The sequence below is a fragment of the Prevotella veroralis DSM 19559 = JCM 6290 genome (genome assembly GCF_000377625.1).
In the GTDB taxonomy this organism is placed as follows: Bacteria; Bacteroidota; Bacteroidia; order Bacteroidales; family Bacteroidaceae; genus Prevotella; species Prevotella veroralis.
Window position 1 is genome coordinate 354,677 of sequence record NZ_KB898325.1, and the last position, 15,390, is coordinate 370,066.

General features: G+C 38.0%; 20 protein-coding genes. 2 read left to right on the forward strand and 18 right to left on the reverse strand.

Features of this window, described 5'->3' with window-relative positions:
- Positions 1 to 473 precede the first annotated feature (473 nt).
- The 3 genes from D464_RS0101535 to D464_RS0101545 form a co-directional block, all read right to left on the reverse strand.
- Complete coding sequence (locus D464_RS0101535) at positions 474 to 1,238, reverse strand: SGNH/GDSL hydrolase family protein (protein ID WP_018909841.1); 765 nt, start codon at positions 1,236 to 1,238, stop codon at positions 474 to 476.
- A gap of 67 nt (positions 1,239 to 1,305) precedes the next feature.
- Positions 1,306 to 2,277, reverse strand: a complete 972-nt coding sequence (locus tag D464_RS0101540) for a bile acid:sodium symporter family protein (RefSeq protein WP_018909842.1) — start codon at positions 2,275 to 2,277, stop codon at positions 1,306 to 1,308.
- A gap of 195 nt (positions 2,278 to 2,472) precedes the next feature.
- Positions 2,473 to 3,345, reverse strand: a complete 873-nt coding sequence (locus D464_RS0101545; protein WP_018909843.1) for a hypothetical protein — start codon at positions 3,343 to 3,345, stop codon at positions 2,473 to 2,475.
- Between the two features lie 258 nt (positions 3,346 to 3,603).
- On the opposite strand from D464_RS0101545, the gene D464_RS0101550 reads away from it, so the two are divergent.
- Positions 3,604 to 4,152 (forward strand): glutathione peroxidase, encoded by a 549-nt coding sequence (locus tag D464_RS0101550; RefSeq protein WP_018909844.1) that lies wholly within the window; start codon positions 3,604 to 3,606, stop codon positions 4,150 to 4,152.
- An 87-nt stretch (positions 4,153 to 4,239) separates the two neighbouring features.
- Here D464_RS0101550 and D464_RS0101555 read toward each other — a convergent pair whose 3' ends face one another.
- From D464_RS0101555 to D464_RS0101565, 3 genes are read right to left on the reverse strand one after another with little or no spacing between them, the layout of a single operon-like run.
- Positions 4,240 to 4,950 (reverse strand): DUF2461 domain-containing protein, encoded by a 711-nt coding sequence (locus D464_RS0101555; protein ID WP_018909845.1) that lies wholly within the window; start codon positions 4,948 to 4,950, stop codon positions 4,240 to 4,242.
- A gap of 16 nt (positions 4,951 to 4,966) precedes the next feature.
- Positions 4,967 to 5,614, reverse strand: coding sequence for an endonuclease III (gene nth / locus D464_RS0101560; RefSeq protein WP_024985712.1), 648 nt, complete (start codon positions 5,612 to 5,614; stop codon positions 4,967 to 4,969).
- Between the two features lie 47 nt (positions 5,615 to 5,661).
- The gene (locus D464_RS0101565; protein WP_026284602.1) at positions 5,662 to 6,282 is read right to left on the reverse strand and encodes a Type 1 glutamine amidotransferase-like domain-containing protein; all 621 of its coding nucleotides are present in this window, start codon (positions 6,280 to 6,282) and stop codon (positions 5,662 to 5,664) included.
- A gap of 209 nt (positions 6,283 to 6,491) precedes the next feature.
- Between D464_RS0101565 and D464_RS0101570 the strand changes: the two genes are divergently transcribed.
- Positions 6,492 to 6,713: a hypothetical protein gene (locus D464_RS0101570; RefSeq protein ID WP_018909848.1), complete on the forward strand. Its 222-nt coding sequence runs from the start codon at positions 6,492 to 6,494 to the stop codon at positions 6,711 to 6,713.
- A gap of 144 nt (positions 6,714 to 6,857) precedes the next feature.
- Here the strand turns inward: D464_RS0101570 and D464_RS12905 are convergent, their stop codons facing one another.
- The 12 genes from D464_RS12905 to D464_RS0101630 form a co-directional block, all read right to left on the reverse strand.
- Positions 6,858 to 7,016 (reverse strand): DUF4295 domain-containing protein, encoded by a 159-nt coding sequence (locus D464_RS12905; protein ID WP_004383675.1) that lies wholly within the window; start codon positions 7,014 to 7,016, stop codon positions 6,858 to 6,860.
- Between the two features lie 43 nt (positions 7,017 to 7,059).
- Positions 7,060 to 7,248 (reverse strand): 50S ribosomal protein L33, encoded by a 189-nt coding sequence (gene rpmG, locus D464_RS0101580; RefSeq protein WP_004383676.1) that lies wholly within the window; start codon positions 7,246 to 7,248, stop codon positions 7,060 to 7,062.
- Between the two features lie 5 nt (positions 7,249 to 7,253).
- Complete coding sequence (rpmB, locus tag D464_RS0101585) at positions 7,254 to 7,517, reverse strand: 50S ribosomal protein L28 (RefSeq protein ID WP_009434212.1); 264 nt, start codon at positions 7,515 to 7,517, stop codon at positions 7,254 to 7,256.
- Positions 7,518 to 7,642: 125 nt separating this feature from the next.
- Positions 7,643 to 8,146 carry a CinA family protein gene (locus tag D464_RS0101590; protein ID WP_018909850.1) on the reverse strand — a complete coding sequence of 168 codons (504 nt, stop codon included), beginning with the start codon at positions 8,144 to 8,146 and terminating at the stop codon, positions 7,643 to 7,645.
- Positions 8,147 to 8,177: 31 nt separating this feature from the next.
- Positions 8,178 to 9,203 carry a tRNA (adenosine(37)-N6)-threonylcarbamoyltransferase complex transferase subunit TsaD gene (gene tsaD, locus D464_RS0101595; protein ID WP_004383679.1) on the reverse strand — a complete coding sequence of 342 codons (1,026 nt, stop codon included), beginning with the start codon at positions 9,201 to 9,203 and terminating at the stop codon, positions 8,178 to 8,180.
- Between the two features lie 16 nt (positions 9,204 to 9,219).
- The gene (gene map / locus D464_RS0101600; protein WP_018909851.1) at positions 9,220 to 10,083 is read right to left on the reverse strand and encodes a type I methionyl aminopeptidase; all 864 of its coding nucleotides are present in this window, start codon (positions 10,081 to 10,083) and stop codon (positions 9,220 to 9,222) included.
- A 223-nt stretch (positions 10,084 to 10,306) separates the two neighbouring features.
- Positions 10,307 to 10,786, reverse strand: a complete 480-nt coding sequence (gene smpB, locus D464_RS0101605) for an SsrA-binding protein SmpB (RefSeq protein WP_018909852.1) — start codon at positions 10,784 to 10,786, stop codon at positions 10,307 to 10,309.
- Entirely contained in the window at positions 10,783 to 11,289 is a 507-nt protein-coding gene (locus D464_RS0101610; RefSeq protein WP_018909853.1) for a DMP19 family protein, read from the reverse strand. The genes smpB and D464_RS0101610 overlap by 4 nt, the downstream gene beginning before the upstream one ends.
- Positions 11,290 to 11,516: 227 nt before the next feature.
- Positions 11,517 to 12,998 (reverse strand): hypothetical protein, encoded by a 1,482-nt coding sequence (locus D464_RS0101615; protein WP_018909854.1) that lies wholly within the window; start codon positions 12,996 to 12,998, stop codon positions 11,517 to 11,519.
- A gap of 660 nt (positions 12,999 to 13,658) precedes the next feature.
- Positions 13,659 to 13,823 (reverse strand): rubredoxin, encoded by a 165-nt coding sequence (rd, locus tag D464_RS12420; RefSeq protein WP_004383586.1) that lies wholly within the window; start codon positions 13,821 to 13,823, stop codon positions 13,659 to 13,661.
- A 108-nt stretch (positions 13,824 to 13,931) separates the two neighbouring features.
- Positions 13,932 to 15,062 (reverse strand): HU family DNA-binding protein, encoded by a 1,131-nt coding sequence (locus tag D464_RS0101625; RefSeq protein ID WP_018909855.1) that lies wholly within the window; start codon positions 15,060 to 15,062, stop codon positions 13,932 to 13,934.
- The gene (locus tag D464_RS0101630) at positions 15,055 to 15,348 is read right to left on the reverse strand and encodes an HU family DNA-binding protein (RefSeq protein ID WP_004383583.1); all 294 of its coding nucleotides are present in this window, start codon (positions 15,346 to 15,348) and stop codon (positions 15,055 to 15,057) included. Before D464_RS0101630 ends, D464_RS0101625 begins: the two co-directional genes overlap by 8 nt.
- Positions 15,349 to 15,390: the final 42 nt, after the last annotated feature.

A 15,390-nucleotide genomic window follows, 5' to 3' on the forward strand; every position in this document is an offset into this window, starting at 1 on the left:
GTTATTAATCGTCTATTAGAACGAATATAGATGTAAAGATAATTGCCGAATGCTAAAGAGAGTTTTTCAGCTTATAACAACTAAATTTAAGTCAATTCATACTCTAAATAGAACAACAATCGTACTTTAAATTAAACATGTTCTGTACTTTAACTTAAACATATCTTGTACTTTAACTTAAACATGTCTCGTACTTTAAGTTAAACATGTCTTGTACTTTAAGTTAAACATATATTGCACCTTAACTTAAAGGTCTGATCGGCTCTTAGTTATAGGGCAATCAATGATAAAGTTTAAGTGCAGTAGATGTTATTATTACATTGATATACAGGTATATATACCAATTAGAATATACTTTTACTATAACTTATTGCCCATTAGTTACTTTAAGCATATAGAAACAAAAAACAAAGGAGCTCTAAAGAGTCCTTTGTTCTTGATTGATAGAATAAGTTTCTGGTGATAGATCATTATTAGCGTCTGCCATGATAACTCATACCATGCTTCTCATCATGATGAAAGTTTGTCGTGAAATTTGGTTTATCCATCTCTATCGGATTAGCATTAAGTTCTGGCTCGCCCATCCATTCTACTATCTTGTCTACCCAGTGTGCTGCACCTTGGCGGGTAGGATGAATACCATCTATACGAGCGGCAACTATAGAACTGCTATCAAAGAAACGCTCAGCACCAGTACGCTCACGAATTACATTTACAATGTTTCTATTCTTTATCTTACGCCATGATAATGGTCCAACCCATACGTAAGGGATATTACCAACATGATCTAAGATGGTTTGTATAGCCTCTGAACGTCTAGTAAAGTCATAATAGCCCAAGTCATTTGTTCCAAGACTTATGATTACATAGGTTGGACGGAACTTCTCAAGTTGGTATTGAAGATCCTGTGTATTTGCCCAATTACGCGTGGTACTACCATACCATACTACAGAGTGAAATTCAAAGCCATTCTTTACTGCGTAATCATTAAAACGGGCACCTAACCCATCGACCATAGAATCACCAATTAGTAAAACAACTTGATTGCGAGAATTAGCAACACGCGTTGTTGACTGAACAGAAGAAACGGGCTTTGCTTCTAAAGACATTTCGCTTACGTCTTCTATTGGCTTCTGGCTTATAGACTGATCGGGCATTTCATCAGGTTGAATATCCATCTTGGTTCGCATTGCCTGATCAATGTTTGTGTTGTCTACGATGCCTTTCTGTGCTTTCATAACTTGCACGGAAAGTAAACAAATAAATGCTATTAAATACTTAATACTTTTCACAACAAAATATATTTTAATTAGTGCGTTTATTTGACTTTGAGTAATGCCAAATTTCAACGCTGTTAATAATATTCTGCCAAAGGATATAACATCCTGGTCCTACCGTGGAGAGCGGGTTAAGATAGGTGTTGGCTATCCAAATGGCAAAGGTTGTATTCTTCTGACCTAAAGCTTGTCCAGAATTGACTGCATTATGGAAGAAGGCTCCTATTGATTTCCCTGCCGTAAATTGTAACAAACAGAGTACCAAACTCGAAATAGCTATGAGTAAGAGGAAAGAAACACTTACATTAGCATGGACAATATTCTTAACGGTTGTTCCAGAAACAATCAGTAAGGAGGCACACCAAAGATAATAACTTAGATCATTCACATTAATAATCCATCTATAAAGGGGGCGTAATAAGTGCCAGTGCTTTGTAATATATGCCAATAGCATCGGTACGATTAGCACTAAACTCACTTTATTAAGAATGAGCAAGAAAGCTTCAGTAAAGGTAAAGCCCATGTTCGTTTCTATCAGAGGAAAACAAATTGGAATAAGAATAGCGCAAATGAAATTAGAAATGAAAGTGTAAGTAACCATCTCTGTCAAGTCACCTCCAATTTTCTGTGTAACGACGGCAGCAGCTGAGGCGCAAGGTCCTATAATACAGGTGAGTATAGCTTCTAAAAGAATTAAAACTTTACCCGTAGCGTGGAAATACATGATCCATCCAACTATGACAATTACGCTAACTATTTGGAAGAGTCCTACCCACAAGTGCCACTTCACGGGAAGTAGTTTATGGTAATCAACCTTACAGAAGGTGACATAGAGGACAAGGAACATAAATAAGGGAAGGATAGCATCGAAGACTGGAGCAAGGATGCTCGATGCGTTGTCCAATGCAGGGATAAACGCAAAGAGAAGGTATAATACTGCACCAGTGGCTATCGATACAGGTAAGGTCCAATCCTTTAAAAATTGAATACTTTTCTTCATTTCACTTCCAATCACACGTATGATTCCATTCCAACAATGAAGTCAAACGGCTGCAAAGGTACAAAAAAATTGTCATAAAAGAAAGTGTATCAAATAATTATAACAATCTATTGAAGCAAAGAATCCCTCTAACTTCTCAGTCAGAGGGATTCTAATTAATATATATGAAGCTATAAAAAAGCGATTCTACTGCTATTATCTCTCGTGTAGACGATCAACTGCATCTGCCTTGAACTTCGCAAAATCATTCTGAGTTGCCTTACCGAACGAAGTGTGTTGACTTGCAACTCTTGTAGAGAGTGTGCTAGCCTTAGCAGAAGCCGGTCTCTGACGTGCAAGATCGAGTTTGAGGACGTCAGTGGTATTTGTACTATAACCTGTACCGAAGAAGGTGTCATAACCTTTACCCTGTTCATAACCTAAGTGGAAGCCGTCCTTTCCTTTATTCTTATCCAATACGAATATAGTACCTGACTTGGTATATTTGATATAAATGTTACCATCATTGTTCACATACCATGAGAAGTTAAGCGTTTGTGTTTCACCCTTTGAGTTAGTATCAACTTCAACACCATTACCACTTAAAGAATTTGTAGAAGAGTCATACTGGAAGAACTTCATGTTAGCTTTAAATTGATCGCGCACACGCTGGTGAGTTTGATCATTAGTGTACTCATAAATCATGTCGCCTTCCCATTCACCTGTTAGTGTTTGAGCCACTGCAACTAGTTGGTTATTTGAGGAATTGTACTGGTTATTGTAATTGTTATTCCAGTTATAATTGCCGTTATTATAGCTGTTCCAATAAGCATTACGGCTACTGCCTATAGCATCCATGAAAGCATAGAACTCATTGGTATAGGCTTCTGGATAATTAGCATAGAACCAGTTATAAGCTGTGTAATAGTCGGAACCATTAGGATAATCATAACGATAATTGCGTACTGCACGACTAACTAAATCGTTGTGATAGTAATAACCATCATCATCATAGTCATCACAACTTGTAAAAAGCATAGGACTTGCAACTACTGCAAGGGCTAAGAATAATTTCGCAACTCGTTTCATAAGCTTATCTTTTAATATTATAGTTTCTGTTACTTGTTTGATGCAAAAGTACAGTAATTAGCTAATAATCTTAATGTAAATACACTATTTAGTAATAGGGAAATCCCTATCATCCTTTCTGGACATATATCGATACGTTTTACAGAATTAGGCATAAAAACCTTTAAACAATGCAGGGAGAAACAAATAAAATTAGTACATTTGCAACACATAATAATTTAGTTTCTTATTAAAAGCAGAAGATAAAACAAACAAGAAATGAGAACAGTTTATGAATTCTCTGTCAAGGACAGAAAAGGTAAGGAAGTATCGTTGAAAGAGTATGCCAACGAGGTACTGCTAATTGTTAATACAGCTACCAAATGCGGCTTCACACCAACCTATGACCAACTGGAAGCACTTTATGAGAAATACCATGCAAAGGGCTTTGAGGTTCTTGACTTCCCATGTAACCAATTCGGACAGCAAGCTCCAGGTACTGATGAAAGTATTCATGAGTTCTGCAAACTAAATTATGGGACGGAATTCCCTAGGTTCAAGAAGGTGAAAGTAAATGGTGATGACGCTGATCCACTTTTCAAATTCTTGAAGGAACAAAAGGGCTTCGCTGGTTGGGATGAATCACATGAACTCTACCCTATCCTTGACAAAATGCTTTCAGAAACTGATCCTGATTATAAGGAGAAAGCGGATATTAAATGGAATTTCACTAAGTTCCTTGTTAATAAGAAAGGACAAGTCGTTGCACGCTTTGAACCAACAGAGAAGATTGAGAATATTGCTAAGCAGATAGAAGAACTATTATAAGTCTGTTTAAACAGATAGAAAGAAAAAGAGATATAAGTAAGTAAATGCTTTCTTATATCTCTTTTTTATGATTATCTATAGATGATATTACTCGTAATCATCAACAACAGTATTGATAAAGTCCATCATTGGTTTACCTGTCTTGCAGATGTATTCTAGATCTTTATGCCAACTGTCACCATTAAAGAAGTCATCAGGAACGGATACCCAACAACAATAATCTTTCATACGTAGATAGTGTAAATACTCATAATCTTTAGGGAAGCCTTTAGGAGCAGTCTTTAAAGCTGCTAGTCCAAAGCCTTTCTCACTTACTTTATCATCGCTCCACTCCCCCTGGTTAGGATGTCCAAATAGACTAATAAATTCGTCATTCTCAACATCCTTTCGCCATTCATCTATATTTGCCATAATCTCATTACGACATGATGTTAGGATGTTCGTTGGCAACCAATAACAACCTACTGCAATTAAACAGTTACCAGGCTGGAGATGGATATAATATCCACCACGCAATGCCTTTCTACCATGCCCACAGATGTAAGCCCCTAAGTGACGTTTGTATGGACTCTTATCGGGTGAGAAACGTATATCACGATAGAAACGATAAGTACAATCTTTCGCTGTAAGATGAGCAACTTCATCATCAAAGGCGGATAGTTGGGCTATAATCTGCTCTACACCTTTCTCGAAATCATCCTTTACGGTATCATATTCTGCCTTATGTTCTTGAAACCATTCTCGATTGTTATTTGCGGCAATTCCCTTCAGGAAGTGCATTATCTTCTTTGTGTTCATATTCTTTCACTTCTATTTATAACTTACTATCCTTCATTAGCTTTGGGCATATCGTATCAAACGGGCAATGTTCACAGTCTGCCTTAGCACTCTTACAAACATAACGCCCATGAAGTAATATCCAATGATGTGCATCAGAAACCTCCTCCGTTGGAATATTCTTCATCAGATAATCTTCAACCTTACGAGGAGTATTAGCAGTTGATGGTACTAAGCCCAAACGATGACTAACACGATAAACATGCGTATCTACAGCTAAGGTAGGTTTTCCAAACCAAACTGCTTGTATCACATTGGCAGTTTTACGTCCAACACCTGGTAACTGTGTAAGCGCTTCTGGAGTAGAAGGAACTTCCCCATTAAACTTCTCTACCAACATCCTTGACATCTCTACCAAATGCGTTGCCTTTGAATTAGGATAAGAAACACTCTTAACATATTCAAAGACATCTTCAACACTTGCCTTAGCCATCGTCTTAGCATCTGGATAATGTCGGAATAACTCTGGTGTAATCGCATTAATCCTTTTATCTGTACATTGAGCAGAAAGCAATGTAGCACAAAGCAACTGAAACGCAGAGCCAAAGTTAAGTTCAGTTGTCACATGACCAGTATGCTTTCGAAAGTAACTTAGTACATAATAATATCTTTCTTTTCTTGTCATCGTTTTATAATATAGTACAGCATGACTATACTTCATGCCAGTTCAACTTATTTCCTCTCTTTTATCACAATACTATTTCCTACAACAACAATAGCTTGCTGATTCGTAATGATCTCCAATGGAAGATGACTATTCTTATGAACAACTTTCTGTGCAGCTTCTTCAAAGGGGAAACTATTAAAATGTACAACAGGATAGAACTCAACAATACCAAGACCTTTGAAGTCTGTAAAATCTGGTGTCTGTGTAAGATGGTCATCCATATCCTTAGCATATTCTATGTTAGGAGCAAGAATCATCGCTCCAGCAGATTCCCCAATATATAGTTTCCCTTTCTCCACCTGTTCTATGATATACTTGTCGGCACCCGTTTTCCTCAATTCCTGCAAAAGGAAAAACGTATTGCCACCCGATACATAGATACAGTCACAGTTTGTCAGGACCTCTTCCATTTCATTCTTACTGCATTGAGTAATTTCCAATTCCTTGACGATAAGTCCAAGAGAATCAAGTGCCACCTTGGCATCTTCCACATATTGCGTATACTCTTCATGAATGCTTGCTGTAGGGATAAATGCTACAGTTTTGCCTCTCAACGGAACAGAAACGGACTCGGATAAAATTGAAGCAACATCAGCAAAAGATGAACATAAAAAGATTTTCTTCATTGATATATTATGTTTTAGAACTTCCCTATCATTAGCACTATAAACAGCTTGAACAGGAATAAAAATAAGTATTATAATTAAGAATATTATAAATCTATACCTCATACATTTCACGTTTAATACTGCAAAGTTACTAAAAACTAACAGATAATTTGGCGCTTTCCGAAACTTAATGTAATTTTGCACTAGAAATAAAAAACAAATCAATTATGATAACTCCAATGATAGGACTGGTTGCACTACTTGTTATTGCATTAATAGCTTGGGCAATCGCAGAACTTAAAAACAAAAGTATTACATTCACCCACTCTGAAGAAGAGGCTGAGGGCGAAGAGGAAATGAGAGAGGCCTACGAAGCCAACGGCAATAAGGAACTTAATCTTAAAGATCTGCTTGCTCGCAATAGTACGAAAGGTTACAAGTCAATTTAAAACGACAACCAATTATAAAAAGTGAGGACTACATTTATTTATGTAGTCCTCACTTTTTCATTCATTAATGAAGTAAATAAGGTTAAACAAAAAAAGGTTGTAGAATACAATCTACAACCTTCTTTATTTATATCTTTATAAGAATTAATTCTTAAAGAATTCTTTGACGTCCTCATTAGGAACCATCTGCTCATCAAAAATATAAGCACCCGTCTTTGGGCTCTTAACCATCTTGATTACCTTTGAATATGCGCGACCATCCGAAGAACCTTCATGGAGGGTAGCGACCGCTTTCTTTGCCATAGTTTATTCGTTTTAACTATTAACTTTACTATTCAGTGCGTGCTTACTTAATCTCCTTGTGAAGAGTCATCTTCTTCAAAACAGGATTATACTTCATAAGCTCAAGACGCTCTGGAGTATTCTTACGATTCTTTGTAGTCACGTAACGGCTTGTACCAGCCATACCGCTATTCTTCATCTCGGTACATTCCAAGATAACTTGGACTCTGTTTCCTTTAGCTTTCTTTGCCATGATATTTAGTCTCCTATTACCTTAATGTCCTTCCAGTCAACATAACCCTTTGATACAGCCTGTTTAAGGGCAGCATCAAGACCTACCTTGTTAATAAGACGAAGACCAGCAGCACTAATCTTCAGCTCAATCCAGCAACTTTCTTCTACATAGTAGAACTTCTTGCTGAAGAGGTTAACGTCAAAGCTTCTCTTTGTACGATGCTTTGAGTGAGACACATTACAACCTAGCTGTGCCTTCTTTCCTGTAATTTGACAAATCTTAGACATTTCTATCTTTGTTTTGTGATTCGTTAATTGATACCTATTCCAAACAGGATGCAAAATTACAAAAAGATTTTAAATGAGCAAAACTTTAGCAAAGTTAATTACTGATTTTAATCTTTTTTGCAGTATTATTCGGACTTTATGTCCATATCATTCAGGAAATCAAGCATTAAGCGGATAGCTTTATTGGTTGCTATGGCAAGATTAATATCACGTCCAAAGTCTTCTGTGAGCTTAAAGGTTCTTACCTCATCCTTACTTCCATAAGCAAGCCAGATTGTACCAACTGGAGCTTCTGCCGTGCCACCACCAGGACCAGCATATCCCGTAGAGGCAATTGCGAAATCAACGCCAATAGCCTCAATCGTTCCTAACACCATTTCACGAGCAACTTCTTCTGATACTGCTGTATATTGCTCTAATGTTTCGTGAGAGACATGCAATAACCTCTCTTTAACATCATCAGTATAGGCAACAATGCCACCTTTATAATAGTCAGAAGAACCAGGAATTGCCATGATTGCTTCGCTAATACGACCACCAGTGCAGCTCTCTGCTGTACCAATAGTTAAACCGGACGCATAAAGTATATCGCCGATTTGGCGAGAGATAATCTTACTTTCAAAATCCATAATCTTATTGTATAGGGTATTCTATTTGTTATTACTTAAAGGTTACTTTACTGAATGCTGGTACATCAATCTGAGTAAAATCCTTATCTATGTATTTAAATGTACCAACACTTGCTATCATTGCGGCATTATCTGTTGTATAGCTGAACTTCGGAATATAGATTGTCCATCCATAACGCTCGGCATGATCACGGAAAGCATTACGCAAGCCATTATTCGCCGACACACCACCAGCAACAGCTACATGTTTAATACCCGTTTGTTTAACAGCCAAACGAAGTTTCTTCATTAGGATATCTACAATGGCATGTTCGAGACTTGCTGCAATATCTTCTTTATGATTCTCTATAAAGTTAGGTTCTTCTTCCACCCACTTCCTCATATTATATAAGAAAGAGGTCTTCAAACCAGAGAAAGAGTAATCAAAGCCTGGCACATTTGGTTCTGCAAACTTATATGCTAAGGGGTTACCTTGACGAGCGAGCTTATCTATAATAGGACCACCAGGGTATCCTAATCCCATAACCTTAGAACACTTATCAATAGCTTCACCAGCTGCATCGTCAATAGTCTGCCCCAAAACTTCCATATCGTTGTAAGCATTCACCTTAACAATCTGGGAGTTTCCACCAGAAACCAATAAGCAGATAAAGGGAAAAGGAGGCATGTGGTTGTCATCTTCACTTTCTTTTATGAAGTGCGCCATAACATGTCCTTGCAGATGGTTTACATCGATCAATGGAATCCCCAATGAGCGGGCGAAACCTTTAGCGAAACTAACACCAACTAAGAGGCTTCCCATAAGACCAGGACCACGTGTAAAAGCAACAGCAGATAGCTGTTCTTTCGTTATTCCTGCGCGAGCCAAAGCCTGATCAACCACAGGAACCACATTTTGTTGATGTGCTCTTGAGGCTAATTCTGGTACAACTCCGCCGTATGCCTTATGCACTTCCTGTGAAGCGGTCACATTACTGAGAATGATTCCATTCTTCAATACGGCAGCACTTGTATCGTCACAGCTACTCTCAATGCCTAATATATAAATATCTTCCATTGTTTCGCAAACTTCTTTAATGAGTTAATATCTCCACTCCATGTTCAGTCATAACAAATGTATGCTCCCATTGAGCTGAAGGCTTCTCATCACCTGTGATAACCTCCCAACCGTATGGGTCGTCAGCATCAATAAATACCTTCCATGTACCCATATTTATCATTGGTTCTATGGTAAACACCATACCAGGAACTAGCAACATTCCTGTTCCTTTATGCCCATAATGCAAGACATCTGGTTGCTCGTGGAACTCAATTCCAACGCCATGACCACACAAATCACGTACAACGCCATAACCATTCTTCTCTGCGTGCTTTTGAATTGCATGACCAATATCACCAACAAAAGAATAGGGTTTTGCGGCTTCAGCACCTAGTTCAAGGCATTCTTTAGCTACTCGAACCAAGCGTTCCTTCTCCGGAGTTGTCTTACCGCCTACAATAAACATACGACTTGCATCGGCAAAATATCCATCAACAATCGTCGTCATATCAACGTTGACTATATCACCTTCTTGAAGAACATCCTCCTCCTTTGGAATACCATGGCAAACAACCTCATTTATACTCGTACAAACGCTCTTAGGATAGCCTTCATAATTCAAACAAGCAGGAATGGCGTTATGATCTTTGCAATACTGCATACAAATATCGTCTATCTCCTGCGTATTCATTCCCACATGGATAGCCTCACCTACAGCATCTAAACAACCAGTATTCACTACCCCACTCTTGCGGATACCTTCTATCTGCTCAGGCGTTTTTATCATATTGCGAGTAGGAACCAGCTTGCCTTGTTTCTCAAACGCCATTATCTTTAAATCCATTTCGGTTGGCTCTTGTCCCGGAAGGCAATGCCACCTCTTCTTCTTTAATTGCATATCCGTCTAATTAATTTGGTGCAAAAGTACTATAATTCAAAGATAATACAAAATAAATCAGTTCCTTTTTAGGTATAGAGAAAGCTTTAGACCATGGGATTTATCTGTAGTACCATGATATTGGCAGTATCATCATATTTGCCCATGGAATTGGGTAGACCTGCATTCAGGTAGACACTAATATAATAAGGTGTGTAACTGCTCAGAGTACGCCCTAACAGGTCTAATAATGTTTCCTTGCCCGATCCATCTCGCGTCGGTCTTCCTTCTCCTTTAGTGTCTGCCGTTTGTCATATTCCTTCTTACCTTTTGCCAATGCAATATCAACTTTTGCACGTCCATTCTCATCAATGAATATCAATGTTGGGATAATCGTGAAGCCCGGTGTCTTAGATTCAGCTTCGAGGTTACGTATCTCCTTCTTCGTCAATAAGAGCTTGCGGGGACGTTTGGCTTCATGGTTAGCGTATGAACCATAGAAGTAAGAAGAAATGTTCATCCCTTGTACCCACATCTCACCTTTATTTATATAACAGAACGAATCAACCAGTGAAGCCTTGCCAGCACGGATGGATTTGATCTCCGTACCCGTGAGTACGATACCTGCAGTGAATGTGTCAACAAAGAAGTATTCAAATGATGCCTTCTTGTTTCTTATCTGTACAGGTGATTTCTTTCTTCTATCTTGCTGTTCTCTATTCATTGTTCTATCTTTACAAAATTATCTATATGATCATCAATATAAGCCGCTATCATCTCGCACCAGTACTCCTCATTAACAATAAATTCATCATCGAACTCATCGAACTCTGGCATCTGCTCATACAATGCCATAAAATCATCATCAGAGACTTCCTTCTCTATCTCTTCGTGATACTTATCATAGTACTTCTTTGCATGCTTAATATGCGTATAAAGCTCTCGGAGTCCCCAGTTACGCATAGCAACGGCAAATGGATTCTTAAAGATAAAGGCACCATAACCATTATAGATTAATTGGATATATCCGCCCTCCATTACTTCTTGATGTAGATAACTCCAACCTAACAACGTAATTTGGTCGGCATTTAATTGCGACATAGTCTCTTGTGTCAACTGTCCACCAATAGCCGTATTAATTGCATTAATGAATACCTGAACAAAACTATCCATGCCTTCTTCAACTGCTTTGCGTATATCGCTATCTTTTACTTTGACGTCAATCATTAATCATTTAATTTTTAAACAATGAATAAACTATATGAGCAAGGCAGAAGAAGCATACAGCTTATTTGCCAAGTATTGATTTTTATACTTTGCAAACTTACATAAAATTATTTGATTTCATGCTTGTAGAATAAAAAAGTTGAGATTACAACACAAACCAATTATCTAAAACAACAAGTATCTCGCTCTAATCCCTCCTCTCGAAGGGATTAGAGAACAATTATCTTCTATTTTTTTGCATAATATGCAATAAGTTGTTGCAGTCCTTCTTTCGTACGAGTGTCATACTTAGCGGCATCCATACTTGGGGTATCCAGATATTCAGCCGTCAGTTTTATTCTTGTCTTCTCACTTCGTGTACCTAATAAGGCTTTATCGCCAAGATAGATAGCTCCATTTTTGTCCTTCAACTTCAAATAAAGTTCGTCTTTATCTAATGGATGTTGCAGAATATAATTGCCTTTTCCATCGGTAAAGAGAACCTCGAAGAACTGCGGATGACGTGTTCCGATATTGATAGAACTGCTACCACCAGCATTTCTTAACGCACTGTCTTTTAAGCCCTTTGTACCGATATAGGTCTTACCACCAGCATAGACGGTTACATTGTCAGCAGCCTTGAACCTCTGTTCAGTATTGCCGTTTGCATCATTGTGTGTTAGTGTTACAGAAGAACCCATTGCCGGAGCATCAAGATCGAGAATTCCATTAGTGCCTTTACCCATCTTCTTTTCAATAGATTCATAGATGATGGTGATGTTTCCCTCGTGTGTCGTGCCATCAGCAAGTACCACCTTACCAGGCACATTATAGATGTTCACGGAAGCTTTTTGGGCATCGTTCACTAACTGTTGTTCTTCCTCAACAGCCTGTTGTTCCTCTGCCTTAGCCTTGTTAGCCAGTCGCTGCTTAATGTCCTCCGTCATATCTCCCAATGTATAGCCGTTTGCAAGCAGTTTAGACACCATACGATGTGCCATCTCGTTCTCAGAGAGTTTAAATGCCGTCTTGTATTCTAAGAAAGGAAGTTTCCTATCATCACAGGTTGTTATATTGCTGAAATTCTCGCTGTTAGTCCACGATTCCAGTTTAATCTCGGCAACTTGGTTGCCCACGCGGTCCTTAATATAATAGGTTCTTTTGCCCAATGATGGTTCATTGACAAGAACCTTACCCACCATCACCTTGTTGATGATAATGTCGCCATCGTCATTGATGAAGAAAGGATGCTGTGCTGTAAATTCTTCATCGGCTTTCTCCATCTTTTTAACAACGGTATAGATGCTGTCCCATTTTGCAGAGAAAGGGCATGAACCCTGTGCAAAGAGGTTATCAATGATAGATTTCTTGATGCCGTTCACTGCGAGGAGACTGGGTTTGCTATCTAACAGTTTGTAGGCAAAAAACTTCGTATTGGACAGAACTATCCTATCTTGCGGATCAGGTAATTCAAAGACTGCGCCCTCAGGCGATATAAACTTAAGCCACTCTTCTGGCGCACTAATGCCTTGTTTCGTCTTATTGGTAATGAAAAACGTAAGAACTTGCTTCCCATCAAGTGTAGATAATTCGCACGTTCTTTTCTCTTCTTTTAGAAGCGCTACTGATGTTCCATTAAGTAATACCGCTCCCTTCTTTATTTTCATATCCTGAGCATGTGCGGAAAGCACCATGAAGCTGGCGATGAAGCCTAATACTGTTTTCTTCATATTGTTTATTAAAATTTAATATTAAGATGATTTGCTTGCAAAGATAACCTTTTTTCTTGATTAATTAACAAATACTATCCCTTTTTCTCCTTTTATTTATCTCCAAAAAATGCACTTCCTGAGTGACCTTAACATAATATGACAACAGCAAAACGAGATACAGCAGAAGACAGTAAACGACCTTATGTGTAAATATTTTTCACAACTCAAATTTCTATTGATGCTCATTAGGACTTGGATTAAGGCTTAATTAGCTTTGAAAAGACGCCCTTTTGACGTCAAAGTAACGCCCTTTTGAAGCCCAACAAAGCACCTTTTTTGCAGAGGTTTTCAATATTCTGATTATCAGGAGGTTATAAACACGCAAAAAAGGGACTTTTCTTATGATCTTTAGCTGCGAAGCGTAAGAATTTATGCCAATATTTTTCAAATCGTATATATGGTTAAAAAGTAGATTATTCTTTGAATAAAAGAGTATTTTCGATAGATGAAAAGACCTATTCCTACTAATCTTTTCTGGCATATCTGCTTGGTATGATAAGTATAGAATGGAATAATACAACAAATAGGAAACTTTGGTAAGCTAACTACTTGCAGCATACCAACAAAAAAGCCCGCTCTTAAAATGAGCAGGGCTTTAATACTATAGTTGTAAATTGATTACTCTTCAACTGGACTGAAATCATCTTTACCTACGCCACAAAGTGGACATACCCAATCATCTGGAATATCCTCGAAAGCTGTTCCTGGTGCGATACCGCTATCTGGATCACCTACCTCTGGGTCATAGATATAACCACATGTATTACATTCGTACTTTTTCATAATGCTTTTAATATTAATATTATTCGTTTATAATTTATCAAGCGCAAAGATATAAGTTTTCTTGCAATTATTACAAGAATAGATAGTTAAATTGTGTATCAGTGCGCATTATTTAGATCTGTACTCTGGTCTTAATTCCACACGAGGTATCTTCAATGTATCGCCTGCTTCCATGGAATTACGTCCATTAAGCACTTGGAAATAGCCAATCATATCTGCACCTAAAGTCTTGCGACTAATACTTGCCATCGTTTGTCCTTTCCGCAATACAATGACACGCTCTACCCCAACAATATTATAAGCCCCATAGCGAATACGTGCGTCATTATTCATTTCAGCATACGAATCGTCTCTTTTCTCCACCTTCTTTATTATAGTGGTATCGCTCTTATTATCTTTCTGAATGACTTTTACGGCATTATCAACTTTCTTCTTAGGAGATTCCACTTGCTGTGTGGTAACTTTACCAGTAGGTTTAGAAAGATTGATACCACCAAACTTTATCCATAAGACGACACCTAAGCAAGCGATAACAATAATGGCGATAACAGCGACTAACTTTAAGATGCTATTCTCTTTGTTATCGACATAACTCTCGATATTTGAATCGCTACTTTCTAAATCTTCTTTTGTATTGTCCTTATCTTGCTTTGGCTCTGACTTAGGTTGTTCTATTTCTACCTTTTCTATATTAGGCTTATTATCTACCAACTTCTCTACCTTAGCTTTAGAGGTATCAGGTATTTGTTCTATGACAAGCTCATCCTTACTATCTTCTACCTCCGAGACCTTCTCTTCCTCTTCTATCTCGGGTTGCCCTTTTTCTTCAACAACATTAGGAACATCCTCTGATGAGTTAGATTCAGCATTTGCATTCTCCTCTTCTGTAGGAATCTTTTCCAATTCCTTTGTGTCGACACCATCATTGATAACCACCGTCTCAAATTGAGAGAAAGGCTTATTTACTAATTCCTTCATCGCAGCATCGGGGGTAAAAGAAACCTTATCATGTCCTTCGATCAAGACACGTTCTCCCGTATTTACGTTAACGCTCTCACGTGGTTTAACGCGTTGAACCTTGAAAGTCCCTAAGCCTTTAATCTTAACTTGATTACCTTTCTTAAGCTCATCACTGATAATTGCAAAGAAAGTATCAACAAACGTAGCACCATCTGCAGCAGAAAGCTTATATTGCTTAGCCAATGCACTAGCAATAATTTGTATAACGGTCTTAGCCATTCTCCGTTCCTCCTTTTCTTACTTGACCTTTGATAGTTGCTGCCGGCTTAAAATTTAGAACCAATTTAGGTGGAACTAACATTCGTAAGCCTGTTGAAGGATTCACCATTACACGCTCTAAACGTTTCTTTACCTCGAACGTTCCAAAGCCAGAAACAGGTACAGCATCGCCCGTTTCAAATGACTTTGCCATCTGATCAATAACAGCCTTAACCATTTTCTGACTCTCGTCTTGTGTATGACCTGTTCTTGAGGCTAGCTCTGCTATGAACTCTTTATTATTCATTCAATATATCTTTTTAGAACTCGAAGAAGATAACTTAGATTA